This window comes from Gelidibacter mesophilus DSM 14095 (assembly GCF_000423005.1).
GTDB classification, from domain to species: domain Bacteria; phylum Bacteroidota; class Bacteroidia; order Flavobacteriales; family Flavobacteriaceae; genus Gelidibacter; species Gelidibacter mesophilus.
In genome coordinates, this window is sequence record NZ_KE383968.1 from 92,266 (window position 1) to 108,087 (window position 15,822).

Below are 15,822 nucleotides of genomic sequence, written 5' to 3' on the forward strand. Positions count from 1 at the left end.
AACAATAAACACCTATAAACATGATTAAAAAATTGTCCCTAATTGCCTTAACGCTTGTATTGACAACCTCTTGCGTTTCTAAAAAAATCTATACAGACTTAGAGAGCAAATACGCTACTTTGAGAAAAGAGAATCGAAAAATTTCTGACGAAAATGCTGATCTTAAGAAAGAATTACTCCTAGCTCAAAACAGATTATCACAATTACAAAGAGATTATGACGACATTACCACCAAACGTCATCAACTTCAAAAAGATTATGATCTTACCAGCACCAATCTAAAAAATCTACAAGAGTCTTACCAAGCTTTAGAGAAAAATAGTTCTTCGGCCATTGCTGAAAACGCAAAAAAGAACAGGGAATTATTAGCACAATTAGAAGCGAAAGAACAGGCACTAGCTGCGGAGAATTCTCGTTTGCAAAAACTAAAACAAGACATGGAGTCAAGGTCACAACGCATTGCAGAACTTGAAAGTGTGATAGCTTCCAAAGACGCCGCCATGAATAAGCTAAAAGATGCCATTTCAAAAGCTCTGACCAATTTTGAAGGCAAAGGTCTGACCGTTGAACAGCGTGATGGAAAAGTATATGTCTCGATGGAAAATAAATTATTGTTCCAATCTGGCAGTTGGGCCGTAGGTGCCAATGGAAAACAGGCCGTCAAACAATTAGGAAGCGTTCTGGCTGAAAATCCGGACATTGCCATTTTGATTGAAGGGCATACTGACAGCGATCCATACAACGGCACAGGTCAATTGAGCAGCAATTGGGATTTATCAACCAAAAGAGCAACAGCCATCGTTGAAATCTTAAAAGAAAATTCACGCATCAACCCTGAAAATCTGACCGCGGCAGGACGCAGCGAATATGCACCAATAGCAAGTAATGACACCAATGAGGGGAAAGCGAAAAACAGACGCATTGAAGTTATTTTAACTCCTAAATTGGATGAGATTTCTCGTTTATTGAATGATTAATTGACCTTAGATCTGTCAAGTTTATCTAACCAGACAGGTCTTTAATTGCTAAAATTGAATAGAACCTAAACAAAATCCCCGCCTGCGCAGGGAATAAGATGAAATATACCACACTTCCACATACCGATATAAAGGTTAGTAAATTATGTTTGGGCACCATGACCTGGGGCATCCAAAACACACAAGATGAAGGCTTTGAACAAATGGATTACGCGTTAGATCAAGGCATTAATTTCTTTGATACGGCAGAACTTTATCCGGTGCCATCAGATCCTAAAACTTATGCCGATACTGAACGTATTATTGGCAATTGGTTCGAGAAAACAGGCCATAGAGACAAAGTTATATTGGCCTCTAAAATAGCTGGAACAGGAGACTATACAGCCCATATTAGAACCACTGGGTTTAGTACAGAGGCATTAAATGATGCCGTTAACCAGAGTTTGAAACGTCTAAAAACGGATTATATTGATTTATACCAATTGCACTGGCCAGAAAGGAATACCAATACTTTGGGGCAACGTGATTATAAACATGAAGAAGAACAATGGCAGGATAATTTTAATGAAATCCTCCACACGTTTGACGGCATAATCAAATCTGGCAAAATTAGGCACATTGGCATTTCCAACGAAAAAGGATGGGGAACCATGCGCTTTTTGGAAGAATCCAAATGGTACAATTTGCCACGGATGCTGACCATACAAAATGCGTATTCCTTAATCAATCGGATTTTTGAAGGCGATATGGCCGAAATTGCTTTAAGAGAAAATATAGGACTTTTGGCCTATTCGCCCTTGGCATGTGGTGTTTTATCTGGAAAATATATTAAAGGCGAAGACACAAAAAACTCAAGATTAAATCGTTTTACAAGGTTTGCGAGATATAGCAGTGAACAATGCACAGCAGCTGCTAAACGTTACCTTGAAATTGCAGAACAATACGATCTATCATTTGCACAAATGTCATTGGCTTTTGTCTCCCAACAGCCTTTTGTGACCAGTAATATTATTGGTGCAACCAATTTAAACCAGCTTAAGGAAAATATTGGCAGCATCCATTTAAACTTAAGTAAAGAAGTTTTGGACGCTATTGAAGAAGTCCATAGAGAGATTCCAAATCCATCGGCATAACACTACTATTGGATTAAAATAGAAAAAGCGGATCTCTCACGATCCGCTTTTTTATTGCAATAAGCTTTACGCACCTATTCCGGCTGCGCTTCCACCATTCTTTCGTAAGTAAAAGTCACTTTTACTGGTTTCACTGAACCACTTACGTCACGAAAATTTAAGGTAGACTCATAAGTGAAAACATTTTCAACAGCTCCCATATCAATCACGATATTTTGAGAAGCACAGTTAGCAACAAAGGTCAAGGTATTTCCTGTTAAACCCCAAGTGCCTGTTAAGGAATCCTTATTATCACAATCTGCAGACGAAGAGCCTTGTTTCAAAGAATAATTTCTGTTAGCCATAAAATCATATATTAAATCTCGTTCACAGGCACTATATTGAGCGTAAATGTCCTCACTAGGATTATCGATATTATCATCCGTAATGTCAACCGCTTTATCTGCTTCCATCCCAACAAATACCCAAGTGCCCGCAAATGCAGTTTCATCAGCACTCAATTCGCCTACCAAAGGTTCTGGGCATGTGAAACCGTCATCAGTATTACAACTGACCATAAAAAGGGCACCAAACACCATTAGAGATTTAGTAATCAAATTTAATTTTTTCATTTTTATTATAGTTTTTAAAGTTCATTTATAAGATGTGTAATTCCCCAAAAGGTTGCTTCTAAAACGTAATAATCTTTATTTAATTATATAAATATGATATTAAAATCAGAGCACCTCTGAATACCAGGGCACTACAACCTCGTTAAACCCACAGAATTTTTAAGCTTTAAATTATTTATCTAAAAGAAACAAGAAACTCAGAACACGGTTTTTTTTACATTAAAAAAACCCCTTACTTCCAAAGAAATAAGGGGTTTCATAATTAATTGATTTTGTCTCCATTTTTATCAAAAAAATGGTATTCAAGATATGTGTAAGCATCTCTGGGTAAAACCTTTACCCATTTTTTATGTTCTAAAAACCATTTTGACCGTAAGGAAGGGAATCCCTTAGTCAAAAAAGCCGCTATAAAAGGATGTGTGTTTAGGGTCACCTTTTTGTAGTCTTTTTTGAAAATCCGTTCCATGTCCTGCTGGATGCGCTGAACCACCTTAATTGGCGCTTCAATCTCCTCACCGCTGACATTTGGGTTTTCCTCTTTTGTTTCAATATTCCTTTCTGGGCGCACGCGTTGTCTGGTAATTTGGATCAGACCGAATTTGCTAGGAGGTAATATCTTATGCTTTGCTTTATCATCTTTCATTTCGTCACGAAGATGATTATAAAGTTTTTTTCGATTCTCTGCATTGGACATATCAATAAAATCGACCACAATAATGCCTCCCATGTCGCGCAAACGCAACTGTCGGGCTATTTCAGTAGCTGAAATTAAGTTGACTTCTAGAGCAGTGTCCTCTTGATTTTTTTCTTTGTTGGATCGATTGCCACTGTTCACATCAATCACATGGAGTGCTTCGGTGTGTTCTATCACAATATACGCACCTTTCGCCATAGAGACTGTACGTCCGAAAGAAGTTTTTATTTGCCTTTCAATACCATGCTTTTCAAAAATGGGCACGCCATTCTGATAATGTTTCACAATTGATTCCTTTTTTGGTGCTATAAGATGCACGTAATCTTTGATTTGCATATACAATTCTTCATCATCCACAACAATACTCGAGAATGAGTCATTAAAAATATCCCTCAAAATGGAGGATGCTTTGTTCATTTCTCCAAGCACCTTACTTGGGTGATGTGCTTTGTTGAGTTTCTTGCACATTGCTGTCCAACGGCCCAACAAGTTTTGCAAATCGGTGTCTAACTCGGCTACTTTTTTCCCTTCAGCAACAGTCCGGACAATAACGCCAAAACCTTTAGGCGTAATGCTTTTTACCAATCGTTTTAAACGATCTTTCTCTTCCTTTGATTCTATTTTTTGAGAAATAGAAATCCGATCAGAGAATGGTACCAAAACAATATACCTTCCGGCTATGGACAACTCGCTACTAATGCGAGGTCCTTTTGTTGAAATAGGTTCTTTTACAATTTGGACCAAGAGGGATTGATTTGATTTTAAAGCGTCAGCAATACTGCCGTTTTTATCAATATCTTTTTCAAATTGAAAGTTTTTGAGTAGAAAATCTGTGTGTTTCCCTGTGCTTACACGTTTTACGAATTTTAAAAGTGAAGGTAATTTTGGGCCTAAATCATGATAGTGCAAAAATGCATCTTTCTCATAACCTACATTCACAAATGCAGCATTTAACCCAGGAACAGCTTTACGGATTTTGGCGATAAACACATCACCAACCGCAAAGTTGTTATCCTCTTCATCTTTATGTAATTCAATAAGTTTTCCATCTTTTAATAAGGCAAAATCAACAAAATTTGAACTCGAACGAATAATTAATTCTTTATCCATGTTGTTAATTTAAATCCGTTGTGATAGACATCAAAACAGATGGATTATACTAAATTTTTTGACACAGGATTCCCGATAGTCTATCGGGAAAATTCCAGTAAACTCAAGTGAACCGCAACCAGCGGGTCTGCTTAAATTTTATATCAAAGAACGTTACTGTAAAAACCGAAAAAGTAGTTAAAAACTACTTTTTCAATTTATTTCTTTTTGTGACGGTTAGCGCGTCTACGTTTTTTACGCTTATGCGTCGCTACCTTATGTCTTTTTCTTTTTTTACCACTTGGCATAAATCAAGTCTTTTTTTAGATTAATATTTCCTTTAAATGTTTTACTGTACTACTTCAACATTAGACTTTACGCCTTCTACAAATACTTTTGCAGGTTTAAATGCTGGAATGTTGTGTGCTGGTATTTTGATTGTTGTGTTTTTAGAGATATTTCTACCTGTTTTTTCAGCTCTTGTTTTAACAATAAAACTTCCAAAACCTCTTAAATACACGTTATCTCCACTCTCTAAAGATGTTTTAACTTCCTCCATAAACGTTTCAACGGTTGCTTGGACATCTCCTTTTTCAATTCCTAATCGCTCAGAAATTTTCGCTACTATATCAGCTTTTGTCATTGTTATTAATTTTAGGGTTTATCTATTAATTATAAGGGATGCAAATATATGCATTTTAATTTCAATATTTCAAGCCTAATTAATTAAAATTTAAGGTTGTAAAGCTTTATTTTTGGCGAGATTTATAAAAAAACATGAATTTTAATAAGACCTTAAGTGTTTGGTATTCAGAACATAAACGCGACATGCCTTGGAGAAACACCAAGAACCCCTATTATATATGGTTATCGGAAATAATCCTGCAACAGACACAAATAGCGCAAGGGCAACCATATTACGAAGCATTTGTTAGTAAATATCCAACAATTTTTGACCTCGCAAATGCTGAGGAAAATGACATTTTAAAACTTTGGCAAGGACTAGGGTACTATTCTAGAGCTCGAAATTTACATTTTACGGCCAAATATGTCGTTAATGAACTCAATGGAATCTTTCCAAACACCTACAGCGAACTTTTAAAATTAAAAGGTGTTGGTGATTATACCGCTAGTGCCATAGCATCCATTTGTTTTAATGAACCTACGGCAGTTGTAGACGGAAATGTCTATAGAGTACTCTCTCGATATTTTGGAATTGACACCCCCATAAACTCCACTAAAGGCATTAAGGAATTTAAAACACTTGCGGCCTCGTTGATGGACCATGATAACCCATCAAAGTATAACCAAGCCATAATGGAGTTTGGCGCCATACAATGCAAGCCAAAAAACCCCTATTGCGCTACTTGTCCATTAAATGAAAGTTGTGTGGCACTTCAAAAGAACCTCATTGATGAGTTGCCAGTTAAATTAAAAAAGACAAAGGTTAGTATAAAATATTTCAATTTCTTGGTCCTTCTATCTTCGGATAAAAAAACCGTTTTTCAGAAAAGAACACAAAAAGGGATTTGGCAAAACTTGTATCAATTTCCATTATTAGAGACAGACCATAAATTAAAGATAGCCGATTTTAAAAAGCATCCTTATATAACCTCCTATTTTAAAGGACTGCCTTTTGAATATAGTTTATATAATAATAAAGACATTGTGCACAAACTATCGCATCAACATTTACACACAAAATTTTGGATTGTTGAGATTGATCAGCTTCCAAAAAACGGAATTCCTATCGCAAATTTAAGACAGTACCCTACCTCAATCTTGATCAGTAATTTTATTGACGCGTTTTTTTGAAGCCTAAGAAATCTTAGACGTTCTTAATGAACCCAGCTCAATTTATCATCACATCTAGTCAAATAGCAAAGTCCATGCTTGTAATAATAATCGCGTAATTATTAACTTTTTTGAATTTACTTAGGAAAGAATGACCACAAAATAACGATTAATTAAAACTGATAAACATAAAAGAGAATAAATAAAAAATCACATTTTATTATTACTTTTAAGAAAGTCGATGCAAATGGTTAATTTTGCATATAAATTAAAAGAAATTATGTCTGGAACTTTAAATAAAGTTATGTTAATTGGTCATTTGGGAGAAGACGTAAAAATGCATTATTTTGATAAGACAAATTGTGTTGGGCGCTTCTCATTGGCCACTAATGAGACCTATACAAGTAAACAAACCAATGAGCGTATTACTAATACGGAGTGGCATAATATTGTGGTTCGAAATAAAGCCGCTGAAATTTGTGAGAAATATTTAAGCAAAGGCGATAAAGTTTATATTGAAGGCCGCATCAAAACCAGAAAATGGACTGATGATAAGGGTATTGATCGGTATTCAACTGAAATTCAATGTACAGATTTCACATTTTTAACCACCAAAAGTGAAAGTCAGGAAAATGCTTCCAACCAAGAACAATCCTCAACGAACCCCAATCCAAATTCTGCTGGACCCGAGCAGAATGAAGGTGTATAATTTTAAAAGAAGTCTAACTAATTCCCATGCTATTGGACCCTGAACCCACGCTATTTTTAATCCTTCAGTCTCCGGACACCTTCTTAATCATAGGGGTTGTTTTATTATTTATTTTGCTAGCTTGCTCCGCCCTCATATCGGGTGCAGAAGTTGCGCTTTTCTCTTTAACCCGTTCTGACATTGACAATGGCATCGCTGAAAAGTCGGCTGCTTTCCAAATTATTTCTAAACTTCTCGAGCGTCCAAAAAAATTACTGGCGACCATTCTGGTAGCAAATAACTTCATTAATATTGCTACGGTCTTACTATTTGCCAGCATTAGCAAAATTATTTTTGAAGGACGCCATATGATTTTTACGGTGTTTAATTTCCAGTTAAACCTCGCCTTTATTGTTGATGTTGTGGTCGCCACATTTCTTATTTTGCTTTTTGGAGAAATCATCCCTAAAATCTATGCAAGTAGAAACCGAATAAAGTTTGCCGTTTTTATGGCGCAGCCCTTAAAGGTTTTAGATGTGATATTTTCGCCTATTAGTTTGCCCATGCGTTCCATCACTATTGGCATTCATAATAAATTGGGAAAACAGAAATCAAATATTAGCGTGGACCAATTGTCTCAAGCTTTGGAATTAACGGGAGAAAACGAAACCACTATGGAAGAGCAAAAACTTCTACAAGGAATTGTTTCTTTCGGAAACACAGATACAAAACAGGTTATGCGACCTCGTATTGATATTTTTGCCTTGAATAAAGAGCTTAAATATTCGGAAATTATTCAAGAAATTATTAAAAATGGCTATTCAAGAATTCCTGTTTACAATGAAACTATTGACAATGTTGTAGGTATTTTATACGTAAAAGATCTTCTTCCTTATATTGATCGTAAACAGTTTGACTGGACCGCCTTATTGCGCGATCCATTTTTTGTTCCAGAAAACAAAAAGTTGGATGATTTAATGGCTGAGTTTCAAGAGAAAAAAGTCCATTTAGCAGTAGTGGTTGATGAATATGGCGGCACATCGGGCATCGTTTCTTTAGAGGATGTTATTGAAGAGATTGTGGGTGATATTAGTGATGAGTTTGATGATGACGATTTGATCTTTACCAAAATTGATGATTACAACTATTCATTTGATGGCAAAACGCCCTTAAAGGATTTTTATAAAATTGTAAATCTTGATGACGACTCTGATTTCGAAAACAATAAAGGGGAGGCCGAAACCCTTGCCGGATTTGTTCTTGAACTTTCCGGGATCTTTCCAAGAAGAAACAGTAAAATAAATTTCAAAAATTACGTTTTTACTATTGAAACCTTGGACAAAAAGCGCATCAAACAGCTGAAATTTACCATTTTACAATGATAAAATTTAAAATATTTGCCCTTATCTTAACTGTTTCGCTTTGTTTTTCATGCGGCGAAGATCCGGTTCCCAAACCGAAAGGTTTTTTGCGATTGGATTATCCGAAAGCGGAATACACAGAAGCAGAAATTGATTTGCCTTTTACCTTTGAAAAAAACATACTTGCACAACGGGTTAGAAATGTCAAGATAGACTCTAAAAATCGTTCTTATGGTATTAATATTGATTATCCATCTTTAAAAGGAACGATATACCTAACCTATATTAAGGTTACCGAAGACAATCTCATTCCACTGATTAGGGATTCACAAAACCTCACACAGGAACACACTCAAAAAGCAGATGCTATTGAGGGCGATTTTTATGAAAACAAAGATCATAATGTGTATGGCATGTTCTATGAAATTGGAGGTAATGCCGCTTCACAATCGCAATTTTATGTGACAGACAGTGTCAACCATTTTTTAAACGGATCATTATATTTTTACGCGAAGCCTAATTATGATTCCATTTTACCAGCTGCCGATTATTTAAAAAAAGACATTAAGCACATTATGGAAACCTTAAAATGGAAATAAGCAACTTCTACTTTTGTAAATTACAATTATCCTTATATTTGCTAAACTTTTCAACACAGCACATGAAACAAATATGCTCACAATAAAAAAATCCAATGGTACGATTAATGGCGAGCAGCATGTAACCTTTGAAAACAATATGTATGAACACATGAAATACAAAAGAATCCTCCTCAAGTTATCCGGCGAAGCATTAATGGGAGATCGTCAATATGGAATAGATCCGAAGCGATTGGCAGAATACGCAGAAGATATTAAATCTATCATAGAACAAAATGTTGAAGTTGCCATCGTTATTGGTGGAGGAAATATTTTTAGAGGGGTTGCAGGGGCAAGTCATGGTATGGATCGCGTACAAGGTGACCATATGGGCATGTTGGCAACAGTTATTAATGGGTTGGCTTTGCAGAGTGCTTTAGAAGATGCTGGTATTCCAACACGTTTGCAGTCTGCAGTACATATCAATCAAGTGGCAGAGCCTTTTATAAGACGAAAAGCTATGCGTCATTTAGAAAAAGGCCGCGTGGTCATTTTTGGTGGTGGCACAGGAAACCCTTATTTCACTACGGATTCAGCAGCTGTTTTAAGAGCTATTGAAATAGAAGCAGACGTTATTTTGAAAGGTACCCGCGTAGACGGTATTTACAACACCGATCCTGAAAAGGATAGATCTGCGACAAAGTTTGACCATATTACTTTTGAAGACGTATTGCGCAAAGGTCTAAAAGTTATGGATACCACGGCATTTACGCTGAGTCAAGAAAATGAATTGCCAATTATTGTTTTTGACATGAACAAAAAAGGGAATTTATTAAAAGTGGTTTTAGGAGAGAAGATTGGAACCAAAGTGAATCTATAATTCAAAAACCATTAGCTCATTTTTTAAGTTGTTTTAAAAATTAAAATTTTTAGTGATGAACGAAGACATTACATTTATATTGGACAGTACAAAAGAAGCAATGGACATGGCCATAAAGCATCTTGAGAAGCAATTTTCGAACATTAGAGCAGGTAAAGCAAGCCCTGCAATGTTGGGCAATGTCATGGTCAACTATTATGGCTCACAAACGCCATTAACCCAAGTAGCCAATGTGAACACTCCAGATGGCAGAACAATTTCTGTGCAACCCTGGGAAAAGAAAATGCTTCAAGAAATTGAAAAAGGAATACAAATTGCAAACTTGGGCTTCAATCCAATGAATAATGGCGACCTGATCATTATCAATGTTCCACCATTGACTGAAGAGCGGAGACGTGACTTGGCAAAACAAGCCAAAGCTGAATCAGAAGATGCAAAGATTGGGGTGCGTAGTGCCAGAAAAGATGCCAATAATGAAATTAAAAAATTAGAAGATGTTTCTGAAGATCTTCAAAAAAATGCCGAATTGGAAGTACAACAATTAACTGACAAATACGTTAAAAGGATTGATGAAGCTCTGGACTTAAAAGAAAAGGAGATCATGACAGTATAACTTAAAGCGACTTGCAAGTCGCTTTTTTTAGCCTTGACTTTAATTTTATCCCTCAATCTTCGTATGGAAAAACAGTGTGCCTTGCTTTTTTTTGTCATTTGTATTTGGTCAGCACAGTCACAAATTTCTACTATAACAAAGGATACTTTAACTATTGAACAACAAGATTCAATTAAAAAAAATAAATTCTTTAAGCAAATAGGCAATGGTTTTTTTCCAACACCATATGTAGACATTGACTTAAGGTATTTGATAAAGTACAACCAATATGAAGGTATCAGAACGGGTTTGGGAGGAAGAACCAATGAGAACCTGTCTGATAAATACCGAATCAATGGCTATATCGTTTATGGGTTTAAGGACCATACTTTCAAATACAATATGACAGGCGGTGCCAGACTTTCAAAGGCATCGGATACATGGATCAATCTTTCTTATAATGACGACTTGCAAGAAACCGGAAGCTCGACTTATTTAACAGATAAGCGATTCTTTTCATTTTTTGAACCACGATTATTAAACATTGATCTCTTTCACCATCACATTACCAAAGCTATTTCTCTAGAACACAAAATTACTCCCTATTTGTTATCTGAGACACAACTTTCCAGGAGCAATATCACCACCACTTATAAGTATACTTTTTTTGTTGATGATACTGCTTATAAAGAGTTCCGGATGAGTATTGCAAAAGTATCCCTTCAATGGAACCCTTTTAATACTTTTGAGAACATGGGTGACCTAGAAGTTGAAAAAGAAGGATTTCCAAACTTCACCCTTCAGATGTCACAGAGTTTTAAAAACGTCATAGGCGGCGATTTTAATTTTTTTAAGGCCGATTTTAGAACGTTCTACAAACTGACCCATAGTCCTGTTGGCAACTCCTATACAGAAGCCACGCTGGCTAGTGGAATTGCTTTAGGAAAAACTCCTTTAACCCATTTATACCATACTTACCCGAATAATCTAGATAAGCAAACCATCTTACAGCGATTTTCTGTGGCGGGCAACAATAGTTTTGAGACCATGTTCTTTAACGAGTTTTTTTCGGATAAATTTGTAACCCTCCAACTTAAACATGCCCTCAAGCCTTTTAATATTTCTAAGCGCATGCAACCACAAATGGTCTTTATTTCGCGTTTCGCATTAGGAGATATGAACCATACAGAACGGCACCAAGAGATTGAATTTGACAGACTCAACAAAGGCTATTATGAAGCTGGCCTTGAGTTAAATAAAATACTTTTCGGGTTTGGACTGAGTTTTGCGTATCGCTATGGCGCTTATCACCTTCCTGAATTTGAAGATAATGTAGCAGTCAAATTCACTTTTAATATTACCTTATAAAAAACAAACAAATCTTTTGTTTTCTCTACCTTTGCCACAGTAAAATATGCTATTTTGAAACTGTTTACAAAAAATTTCTGGGAAGTTGTTGCGGGATTGATGCTGCGTAACAGAATCGCCATCCTTATTGTCATTGCGTTAACCACTATTTTCCTAAGCACACAATGGAAATACATGCGCTTTGCGTTCACCGAAGCAAATTTACTTCCGGACGATAATGAAGTCAATATTACTTACAACGAATTCTTAAAGATTTTTGGTGAAGAAGGCAATCTTGTAGTCCTAGGTATCAAAGACCCCTCCTTATTTACCGTTGAAAAATTTAATGCCTGGAACCGACTTTCTGAGAGCTTTAAACATTATGATGAAGTTGAAACGGTTCTTTCTATAAAGGATTTACAGAAGCTTGTCAAAAATACTGAACAGCAAAAGTTTGATTTAGAACCTTTCATAAAAGACTCCTTAACCTCCCTATCAGAAATTGACAGCCTGCAGCAACAGCTCTTCCAGCAATATCCTTTTTATGACAACTTTCTTTTCAACAAAGAAACCAGGACAATAAGAACGGCTATTTATCTCAAAAAAGATATTGTCAACACCGCCGCAAGAAAAGATTTTATCATCGATATCCTCGAAACTAAAGTCAAAAATTTTGAAGATGATTATGATTTAGATGTCAGGGTTTCTGGGATGCCCTATATAAGAACGCTTAATTCAAAAAATATTTCGGATGAAATAAGCCTGTTTATTGGTGCAGCGCTCCTTGTCACTTCTTTTATTTTCTTTTTATTTTTTAGATCGTTTAGAGCAACATTAATTTCATTGGTTGTCGTTTCATTTGGGGTCATGTGGACCTTTGGTATCATTGGTTTGTTAGGCTATGAAATAACCGTATTGACGGCTCTAATTCCGCCACTGATTATCGTTATAGGAATTCCTAACTGTATTTTCCTAATCAATAAATACCAAAACGAGGTCAAACTCCATGGCAATAAAGTAAAATCCTTGCATCGTGTCATCACTAAGATTGGAAACGCCACCTTAATGACCAATGTAACCACAGCTTCAGGTTTTGCAACGTTCATGTTCACCCAAAGCACGCTGTTAAAGGAATTTGGTGTCGTGGCTTCATTAAGCATCATTTCTATTTTTATTCTATCCCTGCTAATTATTCCAATTCTCTATAGCTTCTTACCTTATCCTAAAGAACGCCATCTCAACCATCTTAACAGACGTTGGACGACCGCATTTGTAAATTGGATGGCACGTATGGTCAAAGAACGACGTATCGCCATATATAGTACTGCCATTGGACTTCTCATTGTGAGCCTAATAGGAATTTTCCAAATAAAAATTTCTGGTAGCCTTATTGAAGACATGCCAAAAAATACTGAATTCTTTAGGGATATTAAGTTTTTTGAAAGTGAATTTGATGGTATCATGCCTTTGGAGATTATGGTGGATACCAAACGAAAAAAAGGCGTTATGAAGTTGAGCACGCTCAAACGCATGGACCAATTGGAAGATCTTATCATAGAAACACCTCAATTATCGCGTCCTATTTCTGTGGTAAGTTTAGTAAAGTATTCCAAACAGGCCTATTATAATGGCAACCCAAAATACTATCAGCTGCCCACAAGTCAAGAAAATAGTTTTATACTGTCTTACGCTAAAAATTCTAGTACTGAAGCTGATCTTTTAAAGAGTTTTGTAGACAGTACGGGTAGATATGCACGGATTACCACTTTTATGAAGGATATTGGGACGGATAAAATGGAGCGTATTGAAGAAAACCTTCAAACGGAAATCAATAAACTGTTTCCTGCTGAAAACTACAACGTCATCATGACCGGTAAAGCGCTGGTGTTTCAAAAAGGAACGGAATATCTCGTGAAGAATCTAGCCATTTCCCTATCGCTTGCCATTTTGTTGATCGCCTTATTTATGGCCTATATGTTCAGGTCTTTTAGGATGATTGTGGTTTCATTAATTCCTAACCTCCTGCCCTTATTAATTACCGCAGGCTTGATGGGTTATCTAGGTGTTCCTATAAAGCCTTCTACAATTTTGGTGTTTAGTATTGCTTTTGGCATTTCAGTAGATGATACCATTCACTTTTTGGCAAAATACCGCCAAGAGTTACAAGCGAATAACTGGAAGATCAAAAAATCAGTCTATGGAGCATTGCGCGAAACTGGCGTAAGTATGTTCTACACCTCCATTGTCTTGTTCTTTGGGTTTTCTGTGTTTACGCTTTCCAGCTTTGGAGGGACGGTTGCTCTTGGTGCTTTGGTATCTGCTACCTTACTATTTGCAATGCTATCCAATTTATTATTGTTGCCATCCTTACTTTTATCCTTAGAAAAAAGTATTGCCAACAAAGAAACACTCAAAGAACCTACAATTAATATTATTCCTGAGGATGATGACGATGATGACACAAAGGGGTAAGTTTCACTAAAAAATTCCAATCACGACCAAATACAATTTGAAATTTGAGTTTTAGAATTTCACTATTTGGTGCCTAAAACGCTATAGGCTTTATTATCTTTGCATTCTTAAATTTATTACCATGACATCAAAAACTGTTGCAGAATTATTAAAATCCGATTTTAAATCGCAGGATATTGACATTAAGGGTTGGGTCAGAACCTTTAGAGCGAATCGTTTTATAGCTTTAAATGATGGCTCCTCGCTCCAAAATATACAGTGTGTTGTTGATTTTGAAAACACTGACGAAAAAACATTAAAACGTATTACCACCGGTGCAGCAGTCCATATAAAAGGTCAGTTGATCGAAAGTCAAGGGAAGGGACAGTCTGTGGAGATTAAAGTAGATAATATCGTTATTTTGGGTGATTCTGATCCTGAAACTTTCCCTATCCAACCTAAGAAACATTCATTTGAATTTTTACGTGAAAACGCACATTTACGCACCAGAACCAATACGTTTAGTGCTGTCATGCGTTTGCGTTCTACCTTATCATTTGCCATTCATAAATATTTCAATGATAATGGATTCTATTATATGCACACGCCAATCATCACCGGAAGTGATGCTGAAGGGGCAGGTGAAATGTTCCGTGTAAGCGCATTAGACCCTAAAAATCCACCATTAACAGAAGATGGAAAAGTAGATTACAAAGAAGATTTCTTCGGAAAGGAAACCAACTTAACCGTTTCTGGGCAATTGGAAGCTGAAGCCTACGCTATGTCATTAGGCAAAGTCTATACATTTGGTCCAACGTTTAGAGCTGAAAACTCGAACACCTCACGTCATTTAGCAGAGTTCTGGATGATTGAACCTGAAGTTGCCTTTATGGATTTGGCCGGAAATATGGATTTGGCAGAAGATTTCTTGAAATCTGTTTTGAAATATGTTTTAGAGCACAATCGAGAAGACTTAGAGTTTTTGGAGCAACGCTTATTGGACGAAGACAAAACAAAACCGCAGGCAGAGCGTTCCGCAATGACCTTAATTGATAAATTGAAATTTGTTATTGATAACAATTTCAAACGTGTTAGCTATACAGAGGCCATCGATATTTTAAAGGATTCAAAACCTAATAAAAAGAAACAATTCAAATATATCATTGAAGAATGGGGCGCGGATCTCCAAAGTGAGCACGAACGCTTTTTAGTGGAGAAACACTTTAAATGTCCCGTAATTTTATTTGATTATCCAGCCAATATTAAGGCATTTTATATGCGTTTGAATGAAGATGGAAAAACCGTTCGCGCTATGGATATCTTATTTCCAGGCATTGGTGAAATGGTGGGAGGTTCTCAGCGTGAAGAGCGTTTGGAGGTCCTAAAAGAGAAAATGAAAGCTCTAGACATTGACGAAGAAGAATTGTGGTGGTATTTAGAATTGCGCAAATACGGTACCGCAGTGCATTCTGGTTTTGGGCTTGGGTTTGAACGTTTGGTGATGTTTGCTACAGGAATGGGCAACATTAGAGATGTGATCCCTTTTCCGAGAACACCTCAAAATGCCGACTTTTAAATTGAAAATAAAGAGAAAAGTCTTTTGACTTTAAAGGGTACAGATTGCAAG

At 36.3% G+C, this 15,822-nt stretch carries 14 protein-coding genes; 11 read left to right on the top strand and 3 right to left on the bottom strand.

All coding sequences use genetic code 11. The features are described 5' to 3' along the window. The first annotated feature begins 20 nt into the window (after positions 1-20). Positions 21-977, top strand: coding sequence for an OmpA family protein (locus tag G525_RS0118335; protein WP_027127434.1), 957 nt, complete (start codon positions 21-23; stop codon positions 975-977). A gap of 98 nt (positions 978-1,075) precedes the next feature. Beyond that, a complete protein-coding gene (locus tag G525_RS0118340; protein WP_027127435.1) occupies positions 1,076-2,110 on the top strand; it encodes an aldo/keto reductase in 1,035 nt (344 codons plus the stop codon). Positions 2,111-2,184: 74 nt separating this feature from the next. On the opposite strand, the gene G525_RS0118345 is transcribed toward G525_RS0118340, so the two are convergent. The 3 genes from G525_RS0118345 to G525_RS0118355 form a co-directional block, all read right to left on the bottom strand. Then, complete coding sequence (locus tag G525_RS0118345; RefSeq protein WP_027127436.1) at positions 2,185-2,721, bottom strand: DUF5004 domain-containing protein; 537 nt, start codon at positions 2,719-2,721, stop codon at positions 2,185-2,187. Positions 2,722-2,983: 262 nt separating this feature from the next. Further along, the gene (locus G525_RS0118350; RefSeq protein WP_027127437.1) at positions 2,984-4,525 is read right to left on the bottom strand and encodes an Rne/Rng family ribonuclease; all 1,542 of its coding nucleotides are present in this window, start codon (positions 4,523-4,525) and stop codon (positions 2,984-2,986) included. Between the two features lie 328 nt (positions 4,526-4,853). After that, positions 4,854-5,147 (bottom strand): HU family DNA-binding protein, encoded by a 294-nt coding sequence (locus G525_RS0118355; protein WP_027127438.1) that lies wholly within the window; start codon positions 5,145-5,147, stop codon positions 4,854-4,856. Positions 5,148-5,281: 134 nt separating this feature from the next. Here G525_RS0118355 and mutY point away from each other — a divergent pair, with 134 nt between their 5' ends. The 9 genes from mutY (at position 5,282) to asnS (ending at position 15,771) form a co-directional block, all read left to right on the top strand. Next, positions 5,282-6,319, top strand: a complete 1,038-nt coding sequence (mutY, locus tag G525_RS0118360) for an A/G-specific adenine glycosylase (RefSeq protein WP_027127439.1) — start codon at positions 5,282-5,284, stop codon at positions 6,317-6,319. 259 nt (positions 6,320-6,578) lie between these two features. Continuing rightward, the gene (locus G525_RS0118365) at positions 6,579-7,007 is read left to right on the top strand and encodes a single-stranded DNA-binding protein (protein ID WP_027127440.1); all 429 of its coding nucleotides are present in this window, start codon (positions 6,579-6,581) and stop codon (positions 7,005-7,007) included. A 32-nt stretch (positions 7,008-7,039) separates the two neighbouring features. Then, positions 7,040-8,368 carry a gliding motility-associated protein GldE gene (locus G525_RS0118370; protein ID WP_027127441.1) on the top strand — a complete coding sequence of 443 codons (1,329 nt, stop codon included), beginning with the start codon at positions 7,040-7,042 and terminating at the stop codon, positions 8,366-8,368. Then, the gene (gldD, locus tag G525_RS0118375; RefSeq protein ID WP_035480183.1) at positions 8,365-8,946 is read left to right on the top strand and encodes a gliding motility lipoprotein GldD; all 582 of its coding nucleotides are present in this window, start codon (positions 8,365-8,367) and stop codon (positions 8,944-8,946) included. The genes G525_RS0118370 and gldD overlap by 4 nt, the downstream gene beginning before the upstream one ends. 151 nt (positions 8,947-9,097) lie before the next feature. Then, positions 9,098-9,805, top strand: a complete 708-nt coding sequence (gene pyrH / locus G525_RS0118380; protein ID WP_027127443.1) for a UMP kinase — start codon at positions 9,098-9,100, stop codon at positions 9,803-9,805. Positions 9,806-9,860: 55 nt separating this feature from the next. Then, complete coding sequence (gene frr / locus G525_RS0118385) at positions 9,861-10,418, top strand: ribosome recycling factor (RefSeq protein WP_027127444.1); 558 nt, start codon at positions 9,861-9,863, stop codon at positions 10,416-10,418. A 63-nt stretch (positions 10,419-10,481) separates the two neighbouring features. Next, positions 10,482-11,765: a hypothetical protein gene (locus G525_RS0118390; RefSeq protein ID WP_027127445.1), complete on the top strand. Its 1,284-nt coding sequence runs from the start codon at positions 10,482-10,484 to the stop codon at positions 11,763-11,765. Positions 11,766-11,816: 51 nt separating this feature from the next. Continuing rightward, the gene (locus tag G525_RS0118395; protein ID WP_027127446.1) at positions 11,817-14,216 is read left to right on the top strand and encodes an efflux RND transporter permease subunit; all 2,400 of its coding nucleotides are present in this window, start codon (positions 11,817-11,819) and stop codon (positions 14,214-14,216) included. 121 nt (positions 14,217-14,337) lie between these two features. Next, complete coding sequence (gene asnS / locus G525_RS0118400; protein ID WP_027127447.1) at positions 14,338-15,771, top strand: asparagine--tRNA ligase; 1,434 nt, start codon at positions 14,338-14,340, stop codon at positions 15,769-15,771. Positions 15,772-15,822: the final 51 nt, after the last annotated feature.

Coding starts and splice junctions, on each gene's coding strand:
- G525_RS0118335 (WP_027127434.1), top strand. CDS start 21: ATGATTAAAAAATTGTCCCTAATTGCCTTAACGCTTGTATTGACAACC.
- G525_RS0118340 (WP_027127435.1), top strand. CDS start 1,076: ATGAAATATACCACACTTCCACATACCGATATAAAGGTTAGTAAATTA.
- G525_RS0118345 (WP_027127436.1), bottom strand. CDS start 2,721: ATGAAAAAATTAAATTTGATTACTAAATCTCTAATGGTGTTTGGTGCC.
- G525_RS0118350 (WP_027127437.1), bottom strand. CDS start 4,525: ATGGATAAAGAATTAATTATTCGTTCGAGTTCAAATTTTGTTGATTTT.
- G525_RS0118355 (WP_027127438.1), bottom strand. CDS start 5,147: ATGACAAAAGCTGATATAGTAGCGAAAATTTCTGAGCGATTAGGAATT.
- mutY (WP_027127439.1), top strand. CDS start 5,282: ATGAATTTTAATAAGACCTTAAGTGTTTGGTATTCAGAACATAAACGC.
- G525_RS0118365 (WP_027127440.1), top strand. CDS start 6,579: ATGTCTGGAACTTTAAATAAAGTTATGTTAATTGGTCATTTGGGAGAA.
- gldD (WP_035480183.1), top strand. CDS start 8,365: ATGATAAAATTTAAAATATTTGCCCTTATCTTAACTGTTTCGCTTTGT.
- pyrH (WP_027127443.1), top strand. CDS start 9,098: ATGAAATACAAAAGAATCCTCCTCAAGTTATCCGGCGAAGCATTAATG.
- frr (WP_027127444.1), top strand. CDS start 9,861: ATGAACGAAGACATTACATTTATATTGGACAGTACAAAAGAAGCAATG.
- G525_RS0118390 (WP_027127445.1), top strand. CDS start 10,482: ATGGAAAAACAGTGTGCCTTGCTTTTTTTTGTCATTTGTATTTGGTCA.
- asnS (WP_027127447.1), top strand. CDS start 14,338: ATGACATCAAAAACTGTTGCAGAATTATTAAAATCCGATTTTAAATCG.